A 14043-nucleotide genomic window follows, 5' to 3' on the forward strand; every position below is an offset into this window, starting at 1 on the left:
GTGTTCAATGACGGATTCCCACTTGCAGATTTATGCCGCATCCCGTTCCAGTGTACGGGACATGCGGTTGATGTATGCATGGAATCCAAAGAACCCAACCGACAGAACAGCCATCCCGCAGGCCAGCCACCCCGTCGGCGCAAGTCCTCCGCTATCAAACTGGACGCCCAGCAGATAAGGCCCGATCACTCTGCCAACCGCGCCGATTCCACCACTGAGCCCCAGGTAGAATGGTGCACTGTGGCCGGAATGGTCTGAGATGAACGAAGGCATGGCAGGGGAGATCAGCATCTCTCCAAGTGTAGCCAGCACCATCGCCAGCAGCAGGCCCGGATAGCTTGGCATAAGCAGGATCACTGCATAGCCGGCCAGATAGAACACGGCACTTGCTGTCATTTGCGCCGTTGAGGTTGCCGCGAACCAGCGTTTGATCAGGCTGACCAGCGGCTGCGCGGCGAAGATCAGAATTCCGTTCAGCGTCCACAGGAAGCCGTAGGTCTGCTTCGGCCAGCCTTCCGAGATAATGAACGGTGATACGCCGGCATTCCAGATCGAATTCCCGATCAGCAGAAACATCGAACCAATGGCCATGAACAGATAAATCCGCGTGTGGCCCATAAGCCTCCAGCCGGATTGTTCATGCTGAGGTTGTTTTCTCAGGTGCTGCTCATCCGGTGATGCTGTTCCCACCTTGCGCAAATAAAAAAAGAAAAATACGGCAAACACCGCCGAGGTCACTCCGTTCAGTACAAAACTAAGCATATAATTGCCCAGAAAGCCGCTAAGTGACGTTCCGATGGCTACTCCTATATTATTACAAACATAGATGATGTTAAACAGCTCCGCACGCTGCTCGGCAAAGCGGAATCCGACAAATGCCTGGATTGCCGGCAGAGACAGCGAGTTGAATAATCCGAATAATCCCATCAAGACGATGAACAAATGCCAGTTGCTGCTTGCCGCAGGAATGAAGAATAAGGACAAGGCAGTCAAGGCGAGAGCCCCCACAATCAGGCGGTTAACGCCGACCTTATGATAGAGAGAGCCACCCAGCAGCTGGCCGGCAATCCCGCCGAGTGCCTGAACAAGCAGTACGATACCGGCATCTTTCATACTGCGGCCGAGCTCATCGTATACATACATGGTCACAAGCGGCCACATGAGCGCGCTGCCGGTTGCGTTGATCAAGCTGGCAATGAGAAATACTTTGACTTCCTTAGGATATCCTTGCAAAAACTTCATATTTTGTCTTTCATCCCCTGTTAACTATGTGTCATTAATCCATCCAGTATCATCCCAAAACAGGGTCAAGAGCAAGCATATGAACTGACGCATTGGCGCGTCACCTGAGCAAACACTTTCCATTCAATTTCCTTTCAAATTACACAGATTCTCCTGCAGGCTGCGCTTCCCCGCTTCGCTTCACTTCTACCGTTGCTGAGAAAAAAGTGGCCCCATTGCCCATATCACTCAGCCGGTCCGGTGTCAGCACGTTAACCCTCTGTCTGCGTCCCTTGCCTTCCCACCACAGCCCTTGGCTGATCACGGTGCCCGGAAGCATCTTGTCCGTTACCATTGCCCACAGCTCAATAGCGCCTCTGCCGTTATACACGGTCAGTTCGTCGCCGTCTGCAATGCCTCTTGCCGCCGCATCTACGGGATGAATCTGCAACGTCGGCCGCTTCTCCATGCGCTGGTGCTTCTCCACATTGGAGAAGGTGGAATTCAGGAAATTATGGTTCGGCGGCGAAACGAACATCAGGGGATACGGCGTCCCCGGCTGAGGTAGCCGCTGACCGTCATAGCCTTCCTTCAGCGGCATGTATGTTGGCAGCGGAGGCAGCCCCGCCAGCTCCATGGCCTTGGAATAGAGCTCGATTCTGCCGGATGGTGTCGGCAGTTGTTCCAAATAATCCGCCTGCGGCGACATATCCAGCTTCACGAACCGTTCAACCGCCAGCCGCTCCAGCGTGACCCCGTTCATATAGGGATTGCGCGGATAATCCAGCGCCTGACGGATCATATCATATTCGGAATCGCTGAAAGCTGCTGCATCAAAGCCCATCGCCCGGCCAAGCAGCGAGAAGACCTCCATATTGCTCTTGCATTCGCCCGGCGCATCCAGCACAGGCTCCTGAAGCTGCATATAATGATGCCAATACGATCCGTACAGATCCACATTCTCAAACGTGGAGGTTGCAGGCAATAGGATATCGGCATAGAGAGCCGTGTCGGTCATAAACAGATCATGCACTACTGTGAACAAATCCTCGCGGGCAAATCCCTTGCGCACACGATCCGCATCGGGAGCCACCACTACAGGATTGCAGCAGTAGACGAACATGCCCATTACCGGCTGCTCTTTCATCTCCAGCGCTTCACCGATCCGGTTCATGTTGATCGTGCGCGTCCCGCGGTTTGGACGCAGATCAGGACGCGTCAGTGCGCGGGCATTCGTTGCGGTATAGCCCCCGTTTGACTTGATCGCTCCGCCTCCGGTCTTCAGCCAAGCACCTGTAAGTGCCGGAAGACAAGCAATCGTGCGCACATTCATACCCCCATTATCGTGGTGCTGCAGGCCATTGCCGATGTGGATATGTGATACCTTAGCTTCGCCGTATAGCTTGGCCAGCTTCTCGATATCTGCCGCCGCAATGCCAGTAATCTCTGCGACCCGTTCAGGCGGGTACGCAAGCACATGCTCGCGCAGCTCCGTGTGTCCGGTTGTATAACGCTCCATAAATGCTTCATTCGTCATGCCATCCCTGAACAGGACATGCATCATCCCGAGTGCGAGGGCTGTATCTGTGCCGGGATACAGCGGCAGGAACCAGTCTGCCCACTGCGCCGTACGGTTGCGGTGCACATCGATCACAACCACCTTCGCCCCCCGTTTGCGGGCCTGCTCGGCATAGACGACCTGATGCATGTTCGTGCTGACAATGTTGCCGCCCCAGACAATAATCAGATCGGCATTGACCGTATCCTCGGGGCTTGTCCCGCCATTGAATCCCATCGTATATTTCCAGCCAGCAGTGCCTGCCGCACTGCAAATGCCCTGCTCCAGACGACTTGCACCGAGCGCATTAAAAAATCTCCGGTCCATCCCGTCCACACTGAGCACACCCATATTGCCATAGAAGCTGTACGGAAGAATGCTTTCCGGCCCATAGGTACCGGACAGTTCCTTGAAACGGCCGGCGATTTCGCCGATGGCCTCTTCCCAGCTGATCGGTGTAAAAGAACCGCTCCCTTTCGGTCCTGTACGACGCAGAGGCTGCAACAGACGTTCGGGGTGGTGCACCCGTTCCGCCATATGTCGTACCTTGTTGCAGATCGCCCCTTTGGTCACCGGATGCTCGGGGTTGCCTTCCACTTTTATGATTTTACCATCCTGCTTATGCACTAGAAGTCCGCATGTGTCGGGGCAATCCAGCGGACATACCGCCGGAAAAATCCCATCTCCGCTGTAACTCATGGGCGTTAGTCCCCCCTTGTCACTTGAATATGTATATTCTATAACCGCACCTGTTCCACGTAAAGAAAATAGGCGAAAACAAACTGATTCGTTCCAACTATGCCAGGGTAATAGAGCATATGAAACACTCCCTATGAATTCGCCGTGATCCCGATTTCGTTCCCCCGAGTCGGATATGCACGGCGAATTTTGTGTTGCCTAAGATACAAAAAACACTCCCCGAAACATTCGGGGAGTGTCGATATAACCGTCCGGCCATGCAGAACGGAAGTATTTTATGCGTGTTTTTTCACACCGGCAGCAGAAATACCTTCCACCGATTGAACAGCTGCTGGCGCTTTGCGCAGGTAAGCCATCCAGTATGCGAAAGCGACAAAGATGGCGCCGCCTGTGAGGTTGCCCAGCCAGACCGGAGCGAAATTGCCGAAATACTGGGACCAGGTAAAGTGACCTTCAAAAATAGCAGCAGGGATAAGGAACATATTAGCTACAACGTGCTGGAAGCCGATAGCTACAAACGCCATGGTCGGAAACCAGATCCCGAGGATTTTACCGCTGAAATTATCCGCTCCGTAAGAGAGCCATACCGCTAGAGCAACGAGCCAGTTACAACCGATACCGGAAACAAAGGCCTGCAGGAAGGTGGCATCAATCTTGTGTCCGGCCATATCCACCAGTTTATCCAGATACACGCCATCTGCAGTGAGGCCAACAACGTGGCCGAAGAAATAAGCGACGAACAAGGCACCGGCGAAATTACTGATTGTAATCAGCACCAGATTCTTGAACATTTCCCATAGCGAAATCTTCTTCGCCATAAAAGCCAGCGGCACAGCCATCATATTACCGGTCAGCAGTTCCCCTCCGGCCAGCAGCACCAGGATCAGACCTACCGGGAACACGGAAGCACCGATAAAGTTAGCGATAGAGCCCCATTCCTTCGGTGCGCCTGCGATAACGCGAATGTCCAGCAAAAATCCGAGCGCGATGAACGCTCCCCCCAAGAAGCCTAGAATAAGTACGGAACTGAGTGGATTATGTGCCTTCTTAATTCCGTTCTCTACCGTGACTTCGGCAATCCCCTGTGGTTTGTTATAAGCCATGATTCCTATCCCCTTCTAATTACTTAAAATTTGTTCCTTTATGCCATTGTAGCGTGTCAACTAACACATTTACGTGATAAATATCACTCTTGCAAAAACTAAGTGAAAGTTTTCACTGACATGTCAAATTTACCACATAAGCATCCGCTGGGGAATATTTTTATGTAAAAAGAAACGGATTCACCCTTTCCTGAAGAAGTCGGCGTCCGTTTCTCCAAAAATGCCGGAGCACAGCAAAAAGCCGGAGCCACAAAATCGGCACCGGCTAATGGGGATGGCCTAAGGTTTAGACTGTTACAATTTCCTTGCGGGCAACTGCTGTAGGCAGGGCTTGAAGTCCCGCAGTATTCAAGAAATTCCAAGGTTTGTTGTAGTGCGGTTGGAAGAAGAAATCGATGAAGGCCAGCTGATCAACAGTCATTTTATTCTGGATGCACACCGACACGGTATTGATCGACTGCGTCAGATCCATCTTGGACATGATCTGTGCGCCGAGAATGCGGCGGGTCGAGCGGTCAAAGACCACTTTTAGCTGCACCTGCTCGAAGGTTGGCATGAACTCAGGACGATAGTTGTCAGTCAACAGTACACTCTCGATATCCATACCTTCTGCAATAGCGGCATCCTCTGTCAGCCCGGTTCCGGCAATATTATCTTCATAAATCTTAATTCCCGAGGTTCCCTGTGTACCCATGTATGGAATCGTCTGCGATACCAGATTGCGGGCTACCAGCGTTCCCATGCGTACAGCGTTGGTGGCCAGCGGAATGTAAGCATGTTTGCCGGTTGGATTATAATGAATTGCACAGCTGTCACCAGCAGCATAGATGTCCGGAAGGCTGGTCTGCATATAGTCGTTGACAATAATTGCGCCGTTAGGCAGCATATCCACTTTACCCTTCAGCAGTTCGGTATTCGGACGGAATCCGATACAAAGGATAACCAGATCTGTCTCATGCTCGCCTTTGCTGGTGATCACCTTGGTCACTTTGCCATTCTCTCCTGCAAACGAGCTAACCTTCTCGCCGAGTGCAAGAGTGATTCCGTGATCCTCCAGCGATTTTTGGATAGGCGTGGTGAATTCTTCATCCAGATATTTGCTCAGGATACGGTCCTCGCCGTCAATCAGCGTAACCTGCTTGCCGTTCATTTGAAATGCCTCCACCAGCTCAACTCCGATATACCCGGCGCCGACAACAGTGATTCTGTCCACCTGCTGTGCTCTTTCGATGATGGTGTTGGAATGATTGTAGTTCTTGGAGAGGAGAATACCGTCAAGCTCCATGCCCTCCAGCTTGGGAACAATCGGCCATGAGCCGGTGGTCATGATCAGCTTGTCATAGGAGTCATCGAATTCCTGGCCTGTCGCCAGATTGCGGGCACGCAGTGTTTTGCGTTCTGTATCAATCCCGATAACTTCGTGACGCATGTTCGTCTTAACGCCAAGCTCCGCAAGCTTCTCCGGCGATGAGTAGAACAGCCCCTGCGGGTCCTTGATGACTCCACCCACATAAAGCGCGATCCCGCATGACAGGAAAGAAATATTATCATTGCGTTCATACACGGTAATCTCGGCATCAGGGTAAAGCTGGGCGGTGTTGACGATTGCCGCGGTTCCGGCATGGGTACATCCTACGACTGCTACTTTCATGGTTTGTTCCTCCTCCAAATTGGGCATTCCATTTATTTGTGTTTGTATGTGATTAATTTCACTTTATGCGTTGATTATATTGTGATTTTTCTCACATTACAAGCCCTTTTTGTGATTTTTCTCACATTGTTCACATTTGATACGGATTTATAACCCCCTTATTTCTCGGTGCGTCCGCATTAGTTTCCCCCCGGGCAAGTACATTATGTCTGGAGGGAAGAGGAAGGAGCAGGGAACCGTCTAGCCGGCAAGTCACGCAGCAAAGCCCCCATACTTCTGCTTAAGTTGCAGAGATACGGGGGCTGAAGTCTTGAATCAAGATGACTTTGATTTATTCCAAGCCGTTAATAACGCCATCCTCGTCTACCTGTATACCCTCTGCCGCCGGCTTGGCCGGAAGTCCAGGCATAGTGACCATATTGCCGGTGATGACCACCGCAAAACCCGCTCCAAGCGACAACGTAATATCGCGGACGCCCATGGTGAAGCCTTCGGGTGCTCCCAGCAGTCTTGGCTGGTCTGAGAATGAGTATGGAGTCTTCGCCATACAAACCTGAAGCTGCTGCAGACCGAGCTTCTCTATAATGTTCAGGCTGCGCTTCGCTGCCGGCGAGAAGGACACTTCAGCTCCGCGGTAGATTTCGGTAACGATTTTATTGATTTTGGCCGGAATGTCCAGATTGTCCTCATACAAAGGAGCGAAAGCCGAGGGCTCGCCTTCTCCCTGTTCCAAGAGCTTCTTCAGCTCCAGTGCGAGTTCAAGCCCCCCGGCGCTGCCTTCCGCCCATACTTTGGAAGTGGCTGCCGGCACACCCAGACGGCGGCAAGCCTCCAGGACATCGTTAATCTCCGAAGGGGCATCACCCTCGAAGTGATTAAGCGCCACAAGCACTGGAACGCCGAATTTGCCCAAATTCTCAATATGACGCTCCATGTTGGCAATACCGGAGAGCAAAGCTGCCCGGTTGGTTGTGTACAGCTCATCTTTACGGACACCGCCATTGTATTTCAGCGATTTCACCGTCACTACCAGCACAGCTGCCGCGGGAGTGAGTCCGGCTTGGCGGCATTTGATATCCATGAACTTCTCAGCGCCCAGATCCGCACCGAACCCCGCTTCAGTCACCACCACATCACCCAGCTTCAAGGCATAACGGGTACCGATTACGCTGCTGCAGCCGTGCGCGATATTGGCAAATGGTCCGCCGTGCACGATAACCGGTGTACCTTCCAGTGTCTGCACCAGATTAGGCTTCACGGCTTCCTTCAGCAGCGCAGCCATGGCTTCTACTGCTCCGATTTCTTTTGCCGTCACCGGCTGCCCCAACTGGTCATATCCGACCAGCATGCGGCCGAGCCGGTTTTTGAGATCGGCAAGATCGTCACACAGACACAGCACGGCCATAATTTCTGAGGCAGTCGTGATCTGGAATCCGCTCTCCCGCACCGTACCGTTACCATCGCCGAGGCCGGTCACAATACTGCGCAAGCTGCGGTCATTCATATCCATTACACGTTTCCAGACTATACGCTGAGGGTCAAGACCCAGCGCATTGCCCTGGAAAATATGATTGTCAATCATGGCCGACAGCAGATTATGCGCCGAAGTTACCGCATGTATATCGCCCGTGAAATGCAGGTTGATCTCGTCCGCCGGAACAATCTGCGCCTTGCCTCCGCCTGTTGCTCCGCCTTTCATGCCCAGACATGGACCGAGCGATGGTTCGCGCAACGCAGCTACGGTCTTGATTCCCGCCGCATTCAGCGCCTGGGACAATCCAATCGTTGTCAGCGTTTTGCCTTCGCCTGCCGGGGTCGGATTCACTGCGGTAACCAGCACCAGCTTTCCGTCCTGTTTGTGCTTAAGCTCATCCCAAAGGGATGGCGACAGCTTGCTTTTATATTTGCCGTACAGCTCCAGATGTTCCTCATGAATCCCTGCTGCCGATGCCACCTCTGTAATTAACCTCATGCCTTTTTAAGACCCTCCTACCGTTATTATCCTGCTTCATTATGCCCTTTATGCAATTCCCCATGATTACCTATTCCTCTTCAAAGAATACAGTGTCTTTGAAAAGCGTCAAGGATAATTTTCATAAGCCGTAACTGAAAAATCCCCCTAAACACAGCAAATGCCGTCATTCAGAGGGTGTAGGTATACATTCAATTTATAAAAGACAGCTAAGCGGCTAGGATTCGAAAAAAATGCGCATCTTAGAGCAAGGCTTCGATCTGTGCCTTCATGCCTTCCGGTGATTCCTTCGGCTCCACACGGGCTACCACATTGCCGCTGCGGTCCACGAGAAATTTGGTGAAGTTCCACTGGATGTCACTGCTCTCGCCATCACCCGGCTGCTGGCCCTTCAAATACTGAAAGAGCAGACTGGCATCCGGTCCGTTCACATCTACTTTGGAAAAAACAGGGAACTTCACGCCATAATTAATCTGGCAGAACTCTTCCGCTTCTTCACTGGTTCCCGGCTCCTGGCCGGCAAATTGGTTGCAGGGAAAACCCAATACGACAAGCCCTTGGTCTCCGTACTGCTCATAGAGCTTTTGCAATTCACCGTACTGTGGTGTAAGTCCGCATTTGCTGGCCGTGTTGGCAATCAGCAGCACCTTGCCTTCATAATCCTTGAAAGGTACTTCCGTACCCGATGGTTTCACCCCGGCAAAACTGTAAATAGACATTCTGCATCCTTCCCTTCATCCGTGGATTGATCAACCGGCTATGCACTGTACAGCCATCCTTCATCTTACCTTATTGCCGGAGGAATACAAAATATAGGCAATGTGCCCGGACAAGCTAATGATCTCCTTCCGTTCGGGACAATCCGCAGGCGCGGGCAATCAGCCGTAGAGATTTCAGCTTAGCCTCAAAGCCATGCATCGGCATGGCGAACATAATCTCCTCGCAGCAGTATTCCTCCATGAGCGCGATAAACTGCTGCCGCACCTCCTCCGGCGATCCCAGGACCGTCCGCCTGCGGTTCTCCTCAATCCGAAAGCGATCGTACGGTGTATAGGTGTAGTCCAGAGCGGTTTCTACTGAAGGTGTGCCTGTCGAGACATGGCCTTTCTCCAGCAGAACCAGCGACAAATCCATGCTGGCAGCCAGCCGGTCCGCCTCTGCGGAAGTTCCGGCACAGACGGCAAACACCGACACCAGCGCCCGTGGAGCAGTGGCTGCGGAGGACGGGTGGAAGCTTCGCCGAAAGGACTGTACCGCCTGTCCGCCTCCGTCACCATTAATGAACCTGGCATAGGCGAAGCGGGTGCCCAGTCTCGCAGCAAGAGCAGCGCTCTCCTTGCTGGACCCGAGCAGCCAGAGCTCCGGTGCTGTGCTGACTTGCGGACTGGTCTCCAGCCCGGCAAAACGGTGTGCGGCATCCGGACCGCCGTACAGATAGCTGAGCAGGTCCCTGATCTGCAATTCGTAAAGATCCGCCCCTCCTGTCCGGTTCTCCTGAAGCGCTCTTGCAGCAAGCGCCCCGCCTCCTGCGGCTCTGCCCACTCCAAGATCGATGCGACCGGGATATAACGCTTCGAGTACCCGAAAATTCTCGGCTACCTTGTACGCGCTGTAATGAGGGAGCAGCACGGCTCCCGAACCAATGCGGATCGTTGAGGTTACTGCAGCCAGATGGGCCATCAGCACCTCGGGACTTGAACCAGCCAGTCCGCGTGCGGCATGATGCTCGGAGACCCAGAAACGGTGATAGCCCAGCCTGTCAGCCTCTCTGGCAAGGCTTACGGTCTGGGCGATTGCCTCGGCGGGCGTGCAACCCTCAGAGACCGGTGATTGATCCAAAATGCTTAATTTCATAGACTGAGCATCTCCAAGTCAGGTAATGGGATGAATAAACTGTTGGTTATCATTTGCTTCCTCCAGTATAGCATCCCGGTGCCCGCGCCTTCCCCACTATTCCCGGATCCTCTCATTCAGCAAGAATCCGCCCCGTTGCGGGGCGGATTCTTCAAGCCTATGCTTTGAGATGCCGGTACCGTAGCACCTGACCGGCTCACCGGGCCAGCTTCACCAGCATATGAGCCAACCGGTGGCGTTCTTCCTTGCTGCCCACCTTCCACAGCTCCTGCAGCAGCTTCTCCTCACTATTGCGGGGTTCTTCATGGTCAGCCAGATAGTCGGCTATTTTTTCCGCCGCCACCGCCAGCTGCTCTTCACCCAGACCTATCTTCCGAGCCAGATGAATACGCTTTCCTAAATAGGCCTTGAAATCCTCAAAATTGTTCAAGATGACTTCCTTTTGTTCAGGGTCAATCCGGTCCAGGGCTTCATTCACTTTGCCTAGCGCAACATTTCCGTCCTTATCTACAACATGATTATGTTCCGACATCTGAAATTCCCCTTCCGCTGGAAAATTCATGGTTTCCCACTACTTAACCATGGGTCAGACAGATGAATCAACGGGAGATGGCTGCCTTCACTGGTGAAGGCAGCCACAGCAGGTGAAGACTTTTCCGCCAATCCCTAATACACAGAAAACACAGAAATACTGGCCGGCTTCGTCCCTTGTCCAGCCTAGACTACGCCTATGGACGGCCACTCCAGCTCAAAGCCGTTATTGCGCAGGCGGGTCTGGAAGCTGCTCAGCTGCTGGGGAGAATTCCGTACCTCACGGGGTGTAATCCCGTTATCCAGACAGTATGCAGCCAGCATACCGGCAGCCTCTCCAATATTCCATTCCACCGGATGAAGCCGGTAGCAGCCGTTGGTGATATGCGTGGTCCCAATGTTTTTGGCAGCAGCGATCAGGTTGTTCACCCGAATCGGGATCAGCGCTCCCAGTGGAATCTGGAACGGCAGCGAAGGAATGTCGATAAAGGTCCGCAGCGCTGTACTGGGGTGAAGATCAATCCGGTAACTGCCAATACCAACCGTATCCGGGTATTTCTCAGCCCGGCCGTCCGGGCGATCGGCCGGACTGAGATGCTGCTCAAGGACAGTGAATTCCGCCCGGATTCGCCGTCCTTCCCGAATATATGGAGCTTGCGCAAGGCCATGCGGCGCCCCCGTAGCATCTGGACGTGGACGCAGGCCGGGATAACCTATGCCGCCATCCTTGCGCGGTGCCTCCGTCTGCATCCAGTACAGCAGGGAAAGACTGAGCTGCTTTGCGCTCTCCAGGTGGCGCTGCCTTTCTCTGGGAGAAACGTCAATAATCGACCCAAGCCAATAGTCATTCTGCGGCCAGTTGACCACACTGAGGTCTGTCTTGTAGACCCCCGGCTGAAAATTGCTGCGGTCTGCCAGTCTACGGTAAGTAAACAGCGGATTCGCCCCCTCCTCCGGTAAGAGCACGTAGGTTACAGGCGTTAGCGTCGAAGGGGAAGGAACGGTCCAGCTGAGCTGCGGAGCAGGCCAAAAATCGGCCTGGTAGCTTCTCCAAAAGTTATATTCCCGTGGCTTGGCAATCGTATAATCTTCACCCGCGGTATAGTCCACTGCCAGACAATGCGTAAACGCTTGAATATCCTGCGGATCCGCAGGACCCGCAAGCGCGTGCCTTTCCCCGGTCTCTGCAGCGGACTCGGCACCCGTTACGTACTCTACGCCTGCCAGCGGCAACACATCTCCTTCTTCAGTCGCATCCAAAAAGTAGCTGCCGGTCAGGACCAACTTATCCCCATCCTGACCGCATACCGTTACCGAAATCACATCATCGCCGTCTGTCTCCGCCCGCACGGGCTTGTATCCTGTCCATATCTGCAGCCGCCCGCTATGCACATAGGGGGCCAGCATATCCCGGAGTACAGCCAGCGCGGTGCGCGGCTCATGAGAGAGCCGGCTGACCCAGGCATTTCCAGGATTGAGGGCCGCTCGGGCGCGCGCCTGCTCCGTGAGCGGAAATAATCTGCGGTAATAGTCGCGCACTGCATTGCGATAAGTCCGGTAGCTTGCCGTACAGCCAAACTGCTCGATCCAGCGGTTCTCGTCAGGCGGCACCACCTGACTGGTGAGCTGTCCGCCGATCCAATCATATTCCTCGGTCATTATGACCGACCGTCCTGATCTGGCAGCACCCAGGGCGGCCGAACAACCTCCCGTCCCTCCGCCGATAATAACAACATCTGCCTGAATCTGCTTGGTCATTTCATTCCTCCTCCACTCCATATTGAATGATAATGAGTGCTGTATCTCCCTGCCTCTAACTTATATGTAGTTTGGAATGATATTTTAACAACTTATATTTTAAAGTGGGCTTAGAAACAGGCCAAAATTGCGTATCGGCGGCTATAAAGATTGGTACAAGAGCCTACTTGTTATGAACAGGACAGCGTAGCCGCTATATGATTTCTGGTGCAAAGTGGCCTGGACGGCCTCATTAGATTTGGCGGCAAGTCCAAGTGGAAAAAGTGAACCTAATGCTGTCCCATCCCACTACTGCGTAAGCGTTAGTTGGAAAAAGGATACCTATTCCGACCGATTTTCATCTTTTCGGATGAACTCGCTTAAATGAAGTATACTTTCTCCAACTATTCCCTCTGCAGGAGACCTTTTCGTATATTTAGGTGTACTTATTCCACTTCACTTCCTGAAGCTCCCCGCGCTACCCTTTTGACTTCCGATTCGTTCCACAACAAAGAAAAAAGCACTGCCTCCCCCTTGCGGCGGGCTGCAGTGCCTGTAAACATTCAACAACTCAATTACTTCGACACCGGAACCGCATCAAAATACTCTTCCAGCGTAATGCCTCTCTCCGCGATGGATGCGGCAATGTCCTTGCCTACATAACGGACATGCCAAGGCTCATACATGTATCCTGTAATGGCCTGCTTGCCTTCAGGATAACGGATGATGAAGCCGTACTCCGCTGCATGGGCTGCAAGCCAATTGGCTTCCTCTGTTCCGGCAAAACAGCTCTCTGCGGCACATTTGCCGTCAGTGCCGGAAAGGTCGATAGCCAAACCTGTCTGATGCTCGCTGTGCCCAGGCACGGCACTGTAAGTGCGAGCCTTCTCTTCGCCATCTTTGGCTACATAATTGTTGAACAGCCGGGTCTGTGTAGCTTCTGAACGGTAGCCGGAAACCCCGGCCAGGTGTACGCCGTCTTTCTTGGCTCCTGCGAACATTTTTTCCAGCGCGGTAGCCGCGGCCTTGCGCATCATGCGCTTCTCAATCTTTTCGGAGAAAATAAACGGCACGTCCGGATAGACCAGATCAGTTGGCTTATAACCGTCCGGAAGCTTGTACTGCTTATTAATGATTGCCTCCAGGCTCTCCGGCTCGGCAGCCGTAAGCTCTGCAGACGGATCGCCTGAACCACTGCTGCCTGCATCCGATGGTTTATCGGTCGCGGTTGGTGAAGGCTCTGCACTTGCCTGATTGCCGGAATTGTCCGGCTTGTCAGCAGGGGCAGTTGAAGGCTCGCTCCCCGTGTCCGCGCCTGTCTCCTCCGGAGTTTCAGAGGCCACGGCAGAAGGGTCGGGAGCAGTGCCTGGCTGTGCCTGAAGATCATTGCCCGCGCCAGCAGATGCCCCCTCTTCCTGTGAAGCTGAAGGCGAAGGTGAGGTGTACTTACCGATTCCCCAGCCCACAGCGATTACGATGATGAATAAAATAACGATTTTTCCAGTCTTAGACATATGCCGTGTTTCCTCCCAGAATGTTTATGAATGTTTCACCCGGTGCTCTATACAACAACTCAACTTTTATTATAGACAAGCATTGTATCCAAAATGTTTCAAAACCTTAAACAATAACTAACCAGGCCACCAGGCAACCGCAAGTAAATGCTTATATTCAAAAAAAAATGTTACCACAGAACGTCAGCCCGCAAGCTGACCGT

General features: G+C 53.0%; 10 protein-coding genes. All 10 read right to left on the reverse strand.

The genetic code is table 11. The annotated features are described in order from the left end of the window. Positions 1-30: 30 nt before the first annotated feature. The 10 genes from ACTJKB_RS11905 to ACTJKB_RS11950 all read right to left on the reverse strand — a co-directional run bounded on the left by ACTJKB_RS11905 (position 31) and on the right by ACTJKB_RS11950 (position 13840). The gene (locus ACTJKB_RS11905) at positions 31-1242 is read right to left on the reverse strand and encodes an MFS transporter (protein WP_440834183.1); all 1212 of its coding nucleotides are present in this window, start codon (positions 1240-1242) and stop codon (positions 31-33) included. 139 nt (positions 1243-1381) lie between these two features. Then, complete coding sequence (locus tag ACTJKB_RS11910) at positions 1382-3478, reverse strand: molybdopterin-containing oxidoreductase family protein (protein WP_440834185.1); 2097 nt, start codon at positions 3476-3478, stop codon at positions 1382-1384. 275 nt (positions 3479-3753) lie between these two features. Then, positions 3754-4581 (reverse strand): formate/nitrite transporter family protein, encoded by an 828-nt coding sequence (locus tag ACTJKB_RS11915; RefSeq protein WP_440834187.1) that lies wholly within the window; start codon positions 4579-4581, stop codon positions 3754-3756. Between the two features lie 286 nt (positions 4582-4867). Beyond that, the gene (locus ACTJKB_RS11920) at positions 4868-6232 is read right to left on the reverse strand and encodes an FAD-dependent oxidoreductase (RefSeq protein WP_440834188.1); all 1365 of its coding nucleotides are present in this window, start codon (positions 6230-6232) and stop codon (positions 4868-4870) included. A gap of 331 nt (positions 6233-6563) precedes the next feature. Beyond that, the gene (locus ACTJKB_RS11925) at positions 6564-8204 is read right to left on the reverse strand and encodes a formate--tetrahydrofolate ligase (RefSeq protein ID WP_440834190.1); all 1641 of its coding nucleotides are present in this window, start codon (positions 8202-8204) and stop codon (positions 6564-6566) included. A 242-nt stretch (positions 8205-8446) separates the two neighbouring features. Continuing rightward, positions 8447-8923, reverse strand: a complete 477-nt coding sequence (locus tag ACTJKB_RS11930) for a glutathione peroxidase (protein WP_440834191.1) — start codon at positions 8921-8923, stop codon at positions 8447-8449. A gap of 115 nt (positions 8924-9038) precedes the next feature. Continuing rightward, positions 9039-10058, reverse strand: coding sequence for an LLM class flavin-dependent oxidoreductase (locus ACTJKB_RS11935; protein ID WP_440834192.1), 1020 nt, complete (start codon positions 10056-10058; stop codon positions 9039-9041). A gap of 196 nt (positions 10059-10254) precedes the next feature. Beyond that, a complete protein-coding gene (locus ACTJKB_RS11940; protein WP_074087367.1) occupies positions 10255-10590 on the reverse strand; it encodes a DUF3243 domain-containing protein in 336 nt (111 codons plus the stop codon). 185 nt (positions 10591-10775) lie between these two features. After that, positions 10776-12347 (reverse strand): FAD-dependent oxidoreductase, encoded by a 1572-nt coding sequence (locus tag ACTJKB_RS11945; protein ID WP_440834194.1) that lies wholly within the window; start codon positions 12345-12347, stop codon positions 10776-10778. 554 nt (positions 12348-12901) lie between these two features. Further along, positions 12902-13840, reverse strand: a complete 939-nt coding sequence (locus tag ACTJKB_RS11950) for a D-alanyl-D-alanine carboxypeptidase family protein (protein WP_440834195.1) — start codon at positions 13838-13840, stop codon at positions 12902-12904. Positions 13841-14043 lie beyond the last annotated feature (203 nt).

The organism is Paenibacillus sp. 22594 (assembly GCF_052044425.1).
Lineage (GTDB): Bacteria > Bacillota > Bacilli > Paenibacillales > Paenibacillaceae > Paenibacillus_AQ.